16 protein-coding genes, 1 pseudogene and 1 riboswitch are annotated in these 15319 nt (G+C 49.2%); of the genes and pseudogenes, 13 read left to right on the top strand and 4 right to left on the bottom strand.

The window, feature by feature from the left end; genetic code table 11:
- Positions 1-13 precede the first annotated feature (13 nt).
- The 7 genes from QVE43_RS09250 (at position 14) to QVE43_RS09225 (ending at position 6266) form a co-directional block, all read left to right on the top strand.
- Positions 14-622, top strand: coding sequence for a ribonuclease HII (locus QVE43_RS09250; protein WP_288006368.1), 609 nt, complete (start codon positions 14-16; stop codon positions 620-622).
- Positions 623-708: 86 nt separating this feature from the next.
- Positions 709-1812 (top strand): glycine cleavage system aminomethyltransferase GcvT, encoded by a 1104-nt coding sequence (gene gcvT, locus QVE43_RS09245; RefSeq protein WP_288006365.1) that lies wholly within the window; start codon positions 709-711, stop codon positions 1810-1812.
- An 18-nt stretch (positions 1813-1830) separates the two neighbouring features.
- A complete protein-coding gene (locus QVE43_RS09240) occupies positions 1831-2562 on the top strand; it encodes a 2-phosphosulfolactate phosphatase (RefSeq protein WP_051633260.1) in 732 nt (243 codons plus the stop codon).
- A gap of 22 nt (positions 2563-2584) precedes the next feature.
- Complete coding sequence (locus QVE43_RS09235) at positions 2585-5110, top strand: YfhO family protein (protein WP_288006362.1); 2526 nt, start codon at positions 2585-2587, stop codon at positions 5108-5110.
- 11 nt (positions 5111-5121) lie between these two features.
- Positions 5122-5592 carry an SsrA-binding protein SmpB gene (gene smpB / locus QVE43_RS09230; RefSeq protein WP_288006359.1) on the top strand — a complete coding sequence of 157 codons (471 nt, stop codon included), beginning with the start codon at positions 5122-5124 and terminating at the stop codon, positions 5590-5592.
- A gap of 76 nt (positions 5593-5668) precedes the next feature.
- Complete coding sequence (locus tag QVE43_RS12600) at positions 5669-5959, top strand: MjaI family restriction endonuclease (RefSeq protein ID WP_374758344.1); 291 nt, start codon at positions 5669-5671, stop codon at positions 5957-5959.
- Entirely contained in the window at positions 5892-6266 is a 375-nt protein-coding gene (locus QVE43_RS09225; RefSeq protein WP_374758349.1) for an MjaI family restriction endonuclease, read from the top strand. Before QVE43_RS12600 ends, QVE43_RS09225 begins: the two co-directional genes overlap by 68 nt.
- A 7-nt stretch (positions 6267-6273) precedes the next feature.
- Here the strand turns inward: QVE43_RS09225 and QVE43_RS09220 are convergent, their stop codons facing one another.
- Both QVE43_RS09220 and sppA read right to left on the bottom strand, forming a co-directional pair.
- Complete coding sequence (locus tag QVE43_RS09220) at positions 6274-7389, bottom strand: site-specific DNA-methyltransferase (RefSeq protein ID WP_288006356.1); 1116 nt, start codon at positions 7387-7389, stop codon at positions 6274-6276.
- Between the two features lie 157 nt (positions 7390-7546).
- Positions 7547-9301, bottom strand: coding sequence for a signal peptide peptidase SppA (gene sppA, locus QVE43_RS09215; protein ID WP_288006353.1), 1755 nt, complete (start codon positions 9299-9301; stop codon positions 7547-7549).
- 60 nt (positions 9302-9361) lie between these two features.
- Here sppA and QVE43_RS12550 point away from each other — a divergent pair.
- The 5 genes and pseudogenes from QVE43_RS12550 to accD form a co-directional block, all read left to right on the top strand.
- Positions 9362-9502, top strand: a pseudogene (locus tag QVE43_RS12550) (hypothetical protein); the annotation flags it as partial.
- Between the two features lie 88 nt (positions 9503-9590).
- A complete protein-coding gene (folK, locus tag QVE43_RS12545; protein ID WP_308445315.1) occupies positions 9591-9869 on the top strand; it encodes a 2-amino-4-hydroxy-6-hydroxymethyldihydropteridine diphosphokinase in 279 nt (92 codons plus the stop codon).
- 23 nt (positions 9870-9892) lie between these two features.
- A complete protein-coding gene (locus QVE43_RS09205; RefSeq protein ID WP_288006350.1) occupies positions 9893-10480 on the top strand; it encodes a thymidine kinase in 588 nt (195 codons plus the stop codon).
- An 82-nt stretch (positions 10481-10562) separates the two neighbouring features.
- On the top strand, positions 10563-11621 hold the full coding sequence (locus QVE43_RS09200) for a class I fructose-bisphosphate aldolase (protein ID WP_288006348.1): 1059 nt from the start codon (positions 10563-10565) through the stop codon (positions 11619-11621).
- A 52-nt stretch (positions 11622-11673) separates the two neighbouring features.
- Positions 11674-12522, top strand: coding sequence for an acetyl-CoA carboxylase, carboxyltransferase subunit beta (accD, locus tag QVE43_RS09195; RefSeq protein WP_038031315.1), 849 nt, complete (start codon positions 11674-11676; stop codon positions 12520-12522).
- 306 nt (positions 12523-12828) lie between these two features.
- Here accD and QVE43_RS09190 read toward each other — a convergent pair whose 3' ends face one another.
- The gene (locus QVE43_RS09190) at positions 12829-13563 is read right to left on the bottom strand and encodes a rhomboid family intramembrane serine protease (protein WP_288006345.1); all 735 of its coding nucleotides are present in this window, start codon (positions 13561-13563) and stop codon (positions 12829-12831) included.
- 65 nt (positions 13564-13628) lie between these two features.
- A complete protein-coding gene (locus QVE43_RS09185; protein ID WP_288006343.1) occupies positions 13629-14519 on the bottom strand; it encodes a pirin family protein in 891 nt (296 codons plus the stop codon).
- Between the two features lie 135 nt (positions 14520-14654).
- On the opposite strand from QVE43_RS09185, the gene QVE43_RS09180 reads away from it, so the two are divergent.
- Positions 14655-15005, top strand: a complete 351-nt coding sequence (locus QVE43_RS09180; protein ID WP_288006340.1) for a zinc ribbon domain-containing protein YjdM — start codon at positions 14655-14657, stop codon at positions 15003-15005.
- A gap of 36 nt (positions 15006-15041) precedes the next feature.
- Positions 15042-15235: riboswitch (cobalamin riboswitch) on the top strand.
- The last annotated feature ends 84 nt before the right edge of the window (positions 15236-15319 follow it).

Genomic DNA, 15319 nt, shown 5'->3' with positions numbered 1-15319 from the left:
GCGCCATTGACAGATGTTACTTCCGCGATATACTCAAACATGCATAGAGGTAGGGGTTGATGAAGTGGGGCGCGGCTGCCTGGCCGGTCCGGTGGTAGCCGCCGCCGTGGTGCTGCCCGATACTTTCGACCTGCCCTTGCTCAACGATTCCAAACAGCTGAAAGAAAAAGAGCGCATCGAACTGGCCAAAGCCATTCGCCGGCAGGCACTGGCTTATGCCGTTGCCGAAGCATCGGTAGAAGAAATAGACCGCTATAACATACTGCAAGCTACCTTTCTGGCCATGCATCGTGCCTTGGACGAAGTGTTTGCGCACCTTTCGCCCCCGCCCAACTTGATACTGGTCGATGGCAACCGTTTCAAGCCTTATCCTTTTGTAGCACACCGGTGCGTGGTAAAAGGCGACGGACGGTATGCTTCCATTGCCGCCGCTTCGATATTGGCAAAAGTATATCGTGATAATTTGATGAAAAGTCTTGCAGCTGAATTCCCGCAATATGGCTGGGCGCAGAATGTGGGTTATCCTACACCTGCCCACAAGCAAGCCATTGCCCGGTACGGCCTGACCATATGGCACCGCAGGAGCTTTAAAATACGTCCTGCCTCTGCCACCGGGCGCTAAGATATTCCAAGAAAAGAGACAAGCCGTGTCTTTTTGTTTGATTATTTCTATTTTTGAAAAACTATCTTTCTTAAAACAACGCATCTATGCAAGCACAAGAAGTAAAACACATACCGCTGGAGCATGTGCACCAAGCCATGGGCGCCAAAATGGTAGAGTTTGGCGGTTTTTTAATGCCCGTACGCTACGGCTCCGAAAAGCAAGAGCATTTGAATGTGCGTGAAAACGTGGGCGTTTTCGACGTATCGCATATGGGCGAATTTTTGGTAAGTGGCGAACAGGCACTGGATTTCATTCAGTGGGTAAGCGCCAACGACGCCTCCAAGCTAAGCATAGGCAAGGCGCAATATTCTTACCTGCCCAACGAACAAGGGGGCATCGTAGATGACCTGCTTGTGTACCGGCTCGATGACCAAGAGTACATGTTGGTGGTCAATGCGTCGAACATAGAAAAAGACTGGAACTGGCTGGAGCAGCAACGTAGCCGCTTCCCGAAAACCAACATGCGCAATGTGTCGGAAGAAGTGGCGCTGTTTGCCGTGCAGGGACCGCGTGCTGCCGACGCCCTGCAAAGCCTTACCGACGTGAGTCTGAACAATATCCCTTACTATCATTTTGAAATCGGCGCTTTTGCCGGTGTGGGTGAAGTCATCATTTCGGCAACCGGTTATACAGGTGCGGGCGGCTTCGAGTTGTATGTACCTGCCCAACACGCCGAAGAAGTGTGGAATGCTATCTTCGAAGCAGGCAAAGCCTTCAATATTCAGCCGGCCGGCTTGGGGGCACGCGACACGCTGCGCCTGGAAATGGGCTATTGCCTCTATGGTAATGACATAGACGACCACACCTCGCCCCTCGAAGCCGGTTTGGGCTGGGTAACCAAGTTCAGCAAACGTTTCATTGCCGATGAGCTTTTGCAAAAGCAAAAAGAAGAAGGCATTAAGCGGCGTCTTACCGGCTTCAAAATGTTAGACAAGGGGGTGCCCCGGCAAGGCTTCGAAATTCAAAACGAAGCAGGTGAAACCGTAGGCACGGTAACCTCCGGCACACTCTCACCTTCGCTCAATATAGGCATTGGTTTGGCGTATCTTCCTACCGAACTGACAACAGAAGGCACACGCTTGTTCTTGAATATGCGCGGGCGCCAACTGGCAATAGAAGTGGTGAAACCGCCTTTTATAAAAAAATAAAAAGAGCAACACTGCAGCATGAAAATAGAAGTATGCATGTCGCCGGACTTGCTGCCCCGCTATGATGTGGGGGGCAAGAGTGTGGTAGTTATCGATGTACTGCGTGCCACTTCGTGCATGGTCACTGCTTTTGCCCACGGCGTAAAAGCCATCATACCGGTAAAGGAAGTAGAGCGCTGTCGTCAATGGCAGCAAAAAGGTTATTTGGCAGCTGCCGAACGAAACGGGCAAAAAGTAGAAGGCTTCGATTTGGACAACTCGCCTTTCAGTTATATGCAAGAGCGGCTCAAAGGGCAAACGCTGGTGGTTACCACCACCAATGGCACCACGGCTATCGAAGCGGTCAAAGGCAAAGCCGCACACATACTGACAGGGGCTTTTTTGAACAAACAGGCGGTCATCGATACTCTCCGGAAAATCAACCGGGACGTGCTGCTTTTGTGCGCCGGCTGGAAAGGGCGTGTCAACATGGAAGATACGCTCTTTGCCGGTGCTGTGGTGGCAGGCATGCCTCATGCCACCATAGAAGACGATGCCGCCCTCATGGCTGCCGACCTGTATCGCTTGCACCGCCACAATAAAATGGAAATCATGCGCCACTGCTCGCATGTGCAGCGGCTCAAGCGGTTGGGCATAGAAAAAGATATTGAGTTCTGTCTGCAAGAAGACCTTTATCCGGTAGTACCTGTCTTGCAAGAAGACCGTTTGGTTGCATTCACTGCCCACCCGGCTTTTATTTCATCATCATAGCCATCACAAACCTTAGTTCAATATGAATCTGAAACGTATAGGCATTCATGCAGGAGTAGCCCTTCTCTTTTTACTCATAGCCATCGCCTACATGCCGGAAGTGCTGCAAGGTAAAATATTGCTTCAGCACGATATACTGCAAGGTGAAGCGGCTTCGCACCAAAACGAGGTGTTTCACCGGCAAACAGGCGAGCAGCCCCTTTGGGCAGACAATATGTTTAGCGGCATGCCCGGCTATTTTGTGTATATGCAAACGCCGGCAAGCATTCCCACCACCTTGGGGCGGGTGCTCTTCTTCGACATGGGACTCAACCCCGCCAACTTTTTATTTTGGGCTATGCTGTGCATGTATTTGGCGGCTTGCCTGCTGGGCGCTTCACCGGCAGTGGCGGTGGTGTGTGCGCTCGCCTATGCGTTTGGCAGTTACAATATCATCAGTATAGAAGCGGGGCACATCTCCAAAGTCATTGCCATAGCCACTTTACCCGCCGTGGTAGGCAGCGTTATTTATGCTTACCGGCAACAAAGCCGTGCTTACCGCCTCTTGGCATTGTCGCTGTTACTGTTTTTTACTGCCATCCACCTTTACAGCAACCACATACAAATCAGCTACTACGGGGCTTTGATACTACTGCTGTATTTCTTTTTTGAATTGTATTTGCAGTTGCGTGCCAAAGCATGGAAGCCCTTCGTTTTCACTTCGCTGTTGCTTGTAGCAACGGCCGGCTTGGCACTGAGCACTTACAGTACCCGCCTGCTTACTACTTATGAATATAGCCGCTATTCCATTCGCGGAAAACCGGAGCTGTCAACCACCCCTTTGGCAGTGCTCGAGCCTGAAAAGAAAGACTCGCTGCAGGCAGCTGCCTCGCAAAGCGACGGCTTGGATATGGACTACGCCTTCCAATGGAGCTATGGCAAAGCCGAAAGCCTCACCTTGCTTATCCCCCACTTCATGGGCGGGGGCAGCATGTCCGGTTTAGACCAACAGTCCGGCACCTACAAGGCACTGGTACAGCTGGGGGTTCCCCCTGCCACGGCGGCCGGCTTTGTTCGTCAATTGCCTTTGTACTGGGGCGAGCAGCCCTTCACCGCCGGACCGGCTTACTTGGGGGCGGCTTTTGCTTTGATATTCCTGTTTGCGTTTTTGAGCAGCCGTCATCCCTTGCGCTGGTGGGCTATGGCATCGGTGCTGTTGTTGCTCATGATTGCTTGGGGGAAAAACTGGCTATGGTTCAACGAGTTGATGTTCCGCTATTTTCCGCTTTTCAACAAGTTCCGGGCAGTCACCATGACACTCACCCTGCTGCCTCTGCCCATGGGACTCATGATAGCCCTCTGGTGGAAAGAGTGGCGCGAACAACAGAATCAAGCCGGATGGCAAGACCACAACCGGCGCATGCTCATCTATGCCGCCGGTTCGCTTGGCGGACTGACACTGCTTTTGGCAATAGCCGGTGGGCTGCTTTTTAACTTCTCTGCCCCCCAAGACACCCAACTGATGGGCTATCTTACCCAAGCCTTCGGCAACGAACGGCAGGCATGGGCTATTATGGAAGCGCTGCGCCAAGACCGCCAAGCCATGATGCAAGCCGATGCATGGCGTAGTTTCTTCTTTATAGCTGTAGCAGCCGGCCTCTTGTGGTGGCTTATACGTCAGCCGCGCCAACAAGCCGTTTGGTGGGGCTTGGCTCTGCTTTGCCTCATTGACCTGTGGGCAGTGGATAAGAAGTATTTGAACAAAGAAGACTTCCGTTCGAAATATGAAAAAGAACGTTTCTGGCAGCCTACCGAAGCCGATAAGCAAATACTGCAAGACTCAAGCTATTTCCGGGTATTGAACCTGACGGTGAGCCCATTCAACGATGCCACTACTTCTTATTGGCACAACTCGGTGGGCGGCTATCATGGGGCCAAATTGCGCATCTATCAGGATTTGATAGAAGGCTACCTGAGCCGGCAACAATGGCACATCTACGATATGCTCAACACCAAGTATGTTATCGTAAAAACCCCCGAAGGGCAAACCCAAGTGCAACGCAACGACGGGGCCCTGGGCGCTGCCTGGTGGGTAGAGCGCTGGCGGTGGGCAAGCAATGCCGACGAAGAGTTCCGTGCACTTAAAGAGCTGCAACCTGCCGTTGAAGCAGTGCTGCGCAAAGAATATCAAACAGCCTTGGAAGGGCTGCAGCCTGCCCCCGTGGACTCAAGCGAATACATACGCATCGTGCACCAAGAGCCGCATCGCTATGTGTATGAAACGCAATCGAAGCGCGAGCGACTGGCTGTATTTTCGGAAATCTACTATCCCGAAGGCTGGAAAGCAACCATCGATGGCAAAGAAGCCCCAATACTGCGGGCAAACTATGTGTTGCGTGCCTTGCGTATCCCCGCCGGCAAGCACGAAGTGCGTTTCGAGTTCCGGCCCGCTTCTTATGAAAAAGGGCAAAAGATAGACTTGGTGGCTTCGATAGTATGGTTGCTTGCTATTGCCGGCAGCATTTTCTTCGCTGTGCGCCTGCTGCGCACCACCTCCCACAAAGAATAAATGGAAAGACTATGTCGAAAAATAAAAAGCTTGAATTTCAGAAGAGTGTACATATCAAAAACAAACGCGCTTATTTCGAATACCACATTTTAGAAACCTATGAAGCCGGCATTGTATTGACCGGCTCGGAAATCAAATCCATTCGTTTGGGCAAGGTGCAGCTGCAGCAAGCTTATTGTTACTTCGACAAGGGCGAGCTGTGGATAAAAGATATGCACATTGCTCCTTATGAACAAGGGGGGCATTACAACCACGAGCCGATGCGCCCCCGCAAGCTCTTGTTGCATAAGCGCGAACTGCGCAAGCTGCAAGAGAAACTCGAAGAGAAAGGACTTACCATCATTCCTACCCGTCTGTATATCAACAACCGGGGATGGGCAAAGGTGGAAATTGCCTTGGCAAAAGGTAAAAAACTCTACGACAAAAGGGAAACCATCAAAAAACGTGACCAAGAGCGCGAAATGGCTCGAAAAGACTGGTAAAGAAAACAAAAAGCCGGAGCATATGTTCCGGCTTCGCTTAAGCGTGCAAACTATTTGTTATAAAGTTCTCTAAGAAATGACTAAAATTTTTTTAACAAACACAGAAATTCAAGGGATGATTTCTGACGAGCGTATGCATTTTCCTAAATATGTGCCCTCTATTCTTAACTTATTAAACCAATGGACACAAGCTACCAGGCCCAAAAACGTAGGGCAACTGAGCGAGCTTATTAAGCAGTTTCCCGGAAAAACACCGGAAGAGTGGAAAGAATGGTACTCCCAACGCTACCCCAAATGCTATTCAAGAAGCGACACAAAAAATAATGGACTTACTACCTTCCTTAAAAGCAGCCATTTCCAGAATTGATGAGCCCATGGTACGGCGTTGGGTAGAAGACCTCGTGATAAACAAAACTTTTGCCGGGCTGAGCACCCAGCAAGTTATCTTAATAAGATTAAGCGAGCACTATTGCCCCTCATACAAATTGGCTTCCCCGGAAGAAGAAGCAAAAGGCATCGACGGTTTCATAGGGACGATACCGGTGAGCATCAAACCTCAAAGCTACCAATCCAAAGCCTTGAACGAAGCTATTGACGTAACTATAGTTTTCTACAAAAAGAAAAAGAACGGCATTGAGCTTCAATTCGACGAAAGTGCATTTTTAAAGCTGTAGCGAGACACTAAAAGAGAGACATCTGTTCGGAAACAGAAAGCTGTATGTTATCTGACACTGTCTGCTGTTTCTTGCCTGCTTGATACTCCTTGTAAATAAGCTGAAAGGCATTCTCTTTTTCTTCAATACTTTGAGCAAGGTAAAAACGTATTTCTTGTTCTTGCATGGTCATTACTGGTACTCCCAAATGAGTATTCACGTATTTTAGCGCCTTTCTTTCTGCCCGACGATTATCTACAAAAATCTGATGACGACGAATACGTTCTTCTACTAATGCATTTATTTGCTTCAAAGATAATGTTCTTATCTGCTGACAAAACCAATGAGCAAAAGCGGGGTCTATGTCGTATCCAATACTGTTTCTTCCGCTAGCCATAGCCGCCAATAAAGTTGTGCCGGTACCTGCAAATGGGTCAAGCACCGTGTCACCATACAAGGAATACATATTGATAAGACGGTAAGGAAGCTCTAAGGGAAATGCAGCGCTGCGCTCTCTTGTTCCTATCGAAAGTGTTTGCTTGACTCCTTTAAAATCCCATAGGTCCGAAAACCATATATTTCTCTCTTCCCAAAAAAAAGCACTCTCCTTCCGCTTTGCTTTTGCCTCTGCTGTATTGAAGCGGCGTTTTCCACCCTTTCTAAAAATAAGAATCCATTCGTGCTCGAGTGTTACATAGGCACCTGCTGGAAGCATACCTGCCCCCATAAACTTATTTGGTGCGTTGGTTTGCTTACGCCAAAGAACAGCTGGCAGACAATGCATACCTAAACGCCGAAAAGCTGTAATAATACGTGCATGATTAGGGTAAAGCGCAAAATGTCCTCCAATGGTGCGTGTAGCATCACCTATATTGATACAGGCGAACCCACCGGGTATCAGTACTCTGCTGACCTCACGCCATACTTCGTCCAGCGCTTGATGCATCAGCTCAAAGGCCTCGTTCGCCTTTCCCTGCTTTAAACAATCACTTACTGCCGGATTTTGCGCAGACAATATATCATCCCACATCTCAATCATTGGATAAGGCGGTGAAGTTACTACCAATGCCACAGACTCATCGGCTATTGATTGCATGTTCTGCGCTGCTCCGGTAATGAACTGATGATTGGTAATTAAGGACATTGTTACGCCGGATTTTTCTCAAGATACAAAATTGCTTTGAAAGCAGCATGCAAGCTACCTTCAAAGCAATTGATATTTGCTCTAAGTATTACAATTTTTTATTTTTTCGTAAACAGCTGAGTGAATCCTTGCTTTTAAGCAAGCGCCTTGCCCCATATCACCACAAGAAACGCAGCTCGAAAGGCAGGCGTGCCTGCACCCCTTGCCAGCGTTTTACTTTTTCTATGGGCTTCAGCAAAAGGCGATATTCTTTCATGGCTTCCAACATGGCATTTTTAACGTCACTGCCACTCCCCAGTAGTTTTTCTATCCAAGGCTTTTGTCTCGGATAAAAGCGCACCCGGTAGTCGTCGCCTATGCCTGCCATCTGAGCGGCAATGCGTACGGCATCATCATAACTTCCCAGTACATCGACCAAACCGCGCGCTTTGGCTTGCACACCACTCCATATTCTGCCCGACGCCACTTTGAGCAGCTCTTCGCGGGGCATGCCGCGTCCTTCTGCCGCTTTGGTCGTAAATATCTCATAACCTCGCTCTATCTGCGCCTGAATAATTGCCTTTTCATCTTCGCGCATCGGACGTGTGGGATTCCCCAAGTCAGCATAAGGACCGGTGGTTACCTGCTCGGTAGTGATGCCCAGCTTGTCGTTGAGCAGTTGGTTGGCTTCGAAAAGCACCCCAAAAATGCCAATAGAGCCGGTCAAGGTAGTGGGGCGTGCCACGATGGTATCGCAATTCATCGCCATGTAATACCCACCGGAAGCAGCCAAGTCAGACATCGAAGCCACAATCGGCTTCACGCCCTTGGTCAGTGTCACTTCGCGCCACATCTTATCGGAAGCAAAGAAGCTCCCTCCCGGCGAGTTGATACGCAAAACGATGGCTTTCACGCGCTCATCTTCGCGGGCTTTTTTAATTTCTTTGGCAATCTCCTCGCCGCTAATGACGCCGTCGCCGCCTTTGCCGTCAACAATTTCGCCTTCGGCTACTATGACCGCAATACGATTTTTGCTTGCTTTGTCTGCACTTCGCTTGGCTTTCATATATTTCTGTAAAGGAATGTAGTTGATTTTATCCTCTGCTCCAATCGTCTTCTTTAAGCTCGCCTCCATCTCATCGGCATAAGCCACATGTGTAACCAACCCAAAACGGCGGGCGTCTTCGGCAGTGCGCACCAGCATGGAATCGGCAATGGCACGCAACTCTTCCACACTTTTATTGCGGTTTTGAGCTATATGACGCAAGTACACTTCGTAAATACTGTTCAAATACTCGGTCAGCTGCAGGCGGTTCTCTTCACTCATATTGTCGCGCAAGAAAGGCTCCACGGCGCTTTTAAATTGCCCCACCCGGAATACCAAAGGCTTCACCCCTATTTTCTCCATCATTTTTTTCAGAAAAACCACCTCTGCGCGCAAGCCGTTGAATTCGACCAACCCAACAGGATTCAAAAAGATGCTGTCGGCAGCCGAAGCCACCAGATAAGCGCCTTCGGAATACATATCGCCATAGGCATAAACCTTCTTGCCCGACTTTTTGAAGTCAAGAATAGCGTCTTGCAGCTCTTCGAGCGTAGCCATGCCCGCCATAGCCAGCCCCCCTTTCAGGCAGATGGCTTGAATATTGTCATCGTCTTTGGCTTGACGAATAGCCCGCAGGGCATCCAGCAAACCTATGCTACCCACCTCTGCGAAGGGCACGGGCATGTTCAGTTCTTCAAAAGGATTTTCCTCCGTACGCTCTTGAAAGCGTGCGCCCAAGGGCACGACCAATACCGATTTTTCCTTTACGGTTACCTCTTCGGCTTCAAATGCTGCTCCGGCCAAGCCGCCCAGCAAAACGATACCTAAAAACGCAAAGAGCACCAAAGCAAACAACGACGCCAAGGTGTATTTTAAAAAAGATTTCATAATGCTTATAATTTTGGGATACACAATAATAACGATTTACCGGCATAAGTTATTTTGAAAATGAAAACCATACATCATGCTTTCTTGGGATTGGGCAGCAACGAAGGCGACTCCCGGCTTTTCTTGCAACAAGCACGGGCATTGATTGCTTCGGAGATAGGGCGCATTTGCCGGGCTTCTGCCATCTATCGCACGGCCGCTTGGGGCGTGGAAAACCAACACGACTACCTCAATCAAGTCATAGAAGTGCAAACTAGCTCTTTCACCCTTGGCACTTTTGCAAAAAACCATGGACATAGAAAGGCGTCTGGGAAGGAAGCGCCTCGTGCGATGGGGCAGCCGCACCATCGACATAGACCTGCTTTACTACGACCGCTTGTGCCTCCACACGGCAGAACTGCACCTGCCCCACCCGCGCATTCCCGAACGGCGTTTTGTGCTGGTGCCAATGACGGAAATAGCCCCCGATTGGCTGCATCCCCAACTGCACAAAACGCAAACCGAGCTGTTGGCGGCCTGCCCCGACACCGGCAAAGTAGAAAAAACGGCGCTGTCTTTTCTGCCTTAAATCACTATCTTTGCGCCAAAAAAATGTTCATTGAGCCTCATCTGAACCAAGCCCCTGCCCCCGTCGGCTGGATAGAAGTGATTTGTGGCGCCATGTTTTCGGGCAAGACCGAAGAGCTGATTCGCCGCATCCGGCGCGCCAAGATAGCCAAGCAAAAGGTGGGCATTTTCAAGCCTGCCATCGATACCCGCTACCATCACGAAGAAGTAGTTTCGCATAATGCCAACTCCATTCCTTCGGTGCCGGTGCCACGGGCAGAAGACATCCTTCCGCTGGCTTCGGAATACGAAGTAGTAGGCATAGATGAAGCGCAGTTTTTCGATGAAAAGCTGCCTCGAGTAGCAACAGAGCTGGCCAATCAGGGCAAACGTGTCATCATTGCCGGCTTGGATATGGACTATCAAGGCAAGCCTTTCGGCTGCATGCCTGAACTCATGGCCATTGCCGAGTTCGTTACCAAAGTACATGCCATTTGCGTGCGCTGTGGCGCCCTGGCCTCTTATTCCTTTCGCAAGGTGGCAGCCCACGATACCATCCTGCTGGGCGAAACCGACAGCTATGAACCGCGCTGCCGGCGCTGTTTCCTTTCGGAAGCCTCCCGGGAAGCATAGATCAAGCGCTTTTTTTCTAAAAATCACTATATTTGCCCCCGTCGCATTAGGCGCTTCATGTCGTACAAAACCGCAATAAACAATGGCTTACAACACTATTCTCGAAATCTTAGGCAAAGAGGCAGAAGAGCTGCTCTCTCATGAATGTAAGACCATCTCGAAAGAGATGCTTCACCGCCCGGGACCGGACTACATCGACCGCGTGTTTGTGCAGTCGAACCGCAACCCGCAAGTGCTTCGCAGCCTGGCTACCCTCTTTGGACATGGCCGCCTGGCCAACACCGGTTACCTGTCTATTTTGCCTGTAGACCAAGGAATTGAACACAGCGCCGGTGCATCTTTTGCGCCTAACCCTATTTACTTCGACCCCGAAAATATCATCAAACTGGCTATAGAAGGTGGTTGCAATGCCGTAGCCACTACTTTCGGCAATCTGGCATTGATGTCACGCAAATATGCCCACAAAATCCCCTTCATCGTAAAAATCAACCATAACGAGCTGCTTACCTATCCCAACAAATACGACCAAGTGCTTTTTGGTTCTGTGGAAGAAGCCTGGAATTTGGGCGCTGTGGCCGTAGGTGCCACCATCTACTTCGGCTCGGAAGAATCGACCCGTCAGATTCAAGAGATAGCCGAAGCTTTTGAGCGCGCTCATGAGCTGGGCATGGCTACCATCTTGTGGTGCTACCTGCGCAACAGCAACTTCAAAAAAGACGGCGTGGACTACCACACCGCTGCCGACCTGACCGGACAAGCCAACCATTTGGGCGTAACCATTCAAGCCGATATCGTAAAGCAAAAATTACCCACCACCAACGGCGGCTTCACTGCCTTGAAATTTGGCAAAACACACGATAAAGTATATTCTGAACTCACTTCCAACCACCCCATTGACCTGTGCCGCTACCAGGTAGCCAACTGCTACATGGGCCGCATCGGGCTTATCAACTCAGGTGGCGAGTCAAAGGGCATGTCCGACAAAGCCGAAGCCATCCGCACGGCCATCATCAACAAACGCGCCGGCGGCATGGGGCTGATCATGGGACGCAAAGCCTTCCAACGCCCCATGAACGAAGGTGTAGAGCTCTTGCACGCCGTGCAGGATGTATACCTTGCAAAAGAAATAGATTTAGCCTAATTTTAAGGAAGGGCTCAATGCCCTTCCCCTCTTTCACCAAATACCTGCGCTTATGTCTTGGTTTATCAGAAAAGAAAAAAATATTCAAACCCCCACAGAACAAAAGAAAGAAGTGCCCGACGGCTTGTGGCATAAATGTGGGGAATGCAAGCAGGTAATGTTAGCTGCCGACCTCAGAGAAAATGCTTATACCTGCCTTCATTGTGGCTTCCATGAGCGTATAGGCTCCAAAGAATACTTCGAGCTGCTTTTTGATGGGGGCGTGTTCACCGAACTGAACCCCAATCTTGAATCGGCCGACCCGCTGCAGTTTGTCGATAGCAAGCCTTACCCGCAGCGCATCAAAGAAGCGCAAGCCAAAACCGGCTTGAAAGATGCGGTGCGCACTGCTTATGGCAAGATGAACGACATCGACATTGTCATTGCCTGCATGGATTTTTCATTTATTGGCGGCTCCATGGGCTCGGTCGTAGGCGAAAAAATAGCGCGCGCCATCGATTTTGCCCGTGAAAAACGTTATCCACTGCTTATCATTTCTCGCTCGGGCGGTGCCCGCATGATGGAAGCAGGCTTCTCTCTGATGCAAATGGCAAAGACTTCTGCCAAGTTGGCTTTACTCGACGAAGCCGGCGTGCCTTATATCTCTTTGCTCACCGACCCCACCACCGGCGGTGTGACTGCCTCCTTTGCCATGTTGGGCGATTTCAACATAGCCGAACCCCAAGCCTTGATTGGTTTTGCCGGTCCGCGCGTGATTCGCGAAACCATTGGAAAAGATCTGCCCAAAGGCTTCCAAAGCTCCGAGTTTGTCTTGGAACATGGTTTTCTGGATTTTATCGTGGACAGAAAAGAGCTCAAAGACCAACTCACCGCTTTGTTGAAAATGATCTGGCTAAGCTAAGTCACCAATTCTTTTTTAAGAATACATAAAAGCCGTATGCCACAATGGAAGGCATACGGCTTCGTTTTTATTTGCTTTGCATGCCTATTTTCTTCTCCCGAAAAGACGCAGTAAAAGTAAAAACAGGTTAATAAAATCAAGGTACAGAATCAAAAAGTATGACGACTGCTTTACTGTCCACGGGCTCATATGAAACTACTAACCAAGCAAACAAAACGCGCACAAAGCCTCGAAAAGTCTTTCACCAAATCTCACGCGCAAGCACAAGCAATTATGCACTTCCGCTTACTCAAAAAAGAAACTAAACTAATAATAATTCCGGTAACGGTAATAATAGGCCTCCGGGCTATCGTCGCACTCACGACAATAGCGGTGGAAACGATTATTGGTAAACAGGCGATAAAGCAATGCCCCTGCCACAAAGCCGCCGATATGAGCCCAGAAAGCAATGCCGCCTCCCATAGAGTTGGCAAAGACGGAAAGCGTGCCGCTGGCCAACTGACCTAAAAACCAGAACAACAGATATACAAAAGCCGGTATCTCGAAGAAATAAGGAATAAAAAAGAAGGGCACCAAAAAAACAATGCGGCTATGCGGGAACAGAAACATGTAAGCGCCCATAACCCCCGAAATGGCTCCCGAAGCCCCCAGTGCCGGCACCGGCGAGTGCATATTCACCAAATAGTGCGTATAGCTTGCAGCCACACCACAAAGCAAATAAAACAGCAAATAACGTCCATGCCCCATGCGGTCTTCCACATTGTCACCAAAAATCCACAAAGTCCACATATTGCCAACAAAGTGCGCCCATCCACCATGTAAAAACATATTGGTAAGGAAAGGATAATAATCCTCCCAACCTAACAAATCCTTGTAGTAGGTGAATTTCTCCGGCACCAAACCAAAAACCCGGAAAAAAAGCTCTATTTCTTGTGGCGATAATTTGAGCTCATAAAGAAAAACCAAGGTATTCAGAATGATGATTGAAATATTCACAAACGGAATACGCCGGGAAGGGATAGTATCCTGCAATGGAAACATAAGCAGCTGTTTTTTGAGAGCAAGCTAACAAAAGCACCTTACATATTCAAGGAAACAAAGCACGATTAATCCTCCAGATAACCAAATTTTCCGGCATTGAAGTCTTCAATCGCTTGTTTTATTTCCTCAAAAGAATTCATCAAAAAAGGACCATAGTGGGCAATAGGCTCGTGAATAGGCGCGCCGCTCATCAACACCGCTTTGGCAACGGGGGTTTTAGCCCGCACCTCGAAATGTTCTCCTTCATTATCCATCAAAGCAAGTGTATGCGCAGGCACTTTGTGTTCATTTACCAGCACTTCGCCTTCTACAACCAACAAAAGAGTGTTATAATCGGCAGGTAATGATATGTCCAAAGCAGCATCTTCAGTCAACAGCTCTATGTTCCACAACTCTATGGGCGTGAAGGTGTGCGCTGCCCCTTTGGCACCTTTGTAGTTACCGGCAATTACATACACGGCACTGCCTTGCGCATCCAATACATACTTGCCCTGCTTTTCGCGTGTGATGCTCTGATAACGTGGCGGACTCATCTTGTATTTCGCCGGCAAATTGACCCACAGCTGTGCCACATGGAAAATTCCTCCTTGCTCTGCAAACGAACGCTCGTGATACTCTTTGTGCAATACCCCACTGCCGGCAGTCATCCACTGCACCTCACCCGGACCAATCACACCGGCATGTCCGGCGCTGTCGTGGTGTGCCACAGCTCCCTGAAATACAAGCGTTACGGTTTCGAAGCCCCGGTGTGGGTGCACCCCCACGCCACGCGGACGGGATGCAGGCGGGAAATAGTGCGGCGGGTTGTAATCCAACAAAAAGAAAGGACTCACACGCTGCTTGAGATTATATCCTCCCGGGAAAAAGTTACATACACGAAAACCATCGCCTACCATATGGGGTGCGGGAGGTACCAAAATTCTCTCTATTTGCTTTGTTTTATTTTTTACGTCCATAAGCTTTTTTTAATGAAAAAAACAGTCAGTGTTTTAACATTAAAAATAAAACTATAGTTTTCATTTATTAGAACCATAACTCAAAAAGGCGGGCGCGTGGTGTAACTTTCACGAAGCGTATATTTGCAGAAAAAGATGTCCGAAAATTCAATCCCCCCCTGTCCTGCTTGTCATTCAATTTATGCTTACTTCCTTAACGACAGCCTGTGTGCCTGTCCTGAATGTGGGCATGAGTGGAACCCCTCCGCAGAACAAGCAGCAGAAAAAGAGGCAACCCGGGTATTGGATGCCAATGGTAATGAATTGCACGACGGCGATACTGTCATTGTCGTAAAAGACTTGCCGGTCAAAGGCGCTCCCAAAGCCATCAAAGCGGGTACCAAAGTCAAAAATATACGTCTCACAGAGGGCGAGCACAACATTCATTGTAAGATAGACGGCTTTGGTGCCATGGGACTTAAGTCGGAATTCGTGAGGAAGGCATAGCTCTTTCACTTGGCAAAATCAAAAAATCAAGTAACTTTGCCATGCCAGATAGCAGGTAGCGCCCATGAGCGCTTGAAAAGGGAATCCGGTGCAAGTCCGGAGCTGTCCCCGCAACTGTAAGCCTCTTTAAAAGGCATGTACCCTCTCTGCCACTGCCCTTGTATGTATAGGGTGGGAAGGCGGTACATGTGAGGCAAGCCAGGAGACCTGCCTGCTGTCTTCGCATTTTCAGAGCTTTCGGGGTAAAAGCACTGAAATGACAGAGGCTTATCCGGCGCTTTGTTCATTTCGTGAATCCCCCGGGCTTTGAATGT

This window comes from Thermonema sp. (genome assembly GCF_026003375.1).
Classification (GTDB): domain Bacteria; phylum Bacteroidota; class Bacteroidia; order Cytophagales; family Thermonemataceae; genus Thermonema; species Thermonema rossianum.
Note: the sequence above shows the minus strand (reverse complement) of the source record. Positions and strands in the feature narration are given on the sequence as shown.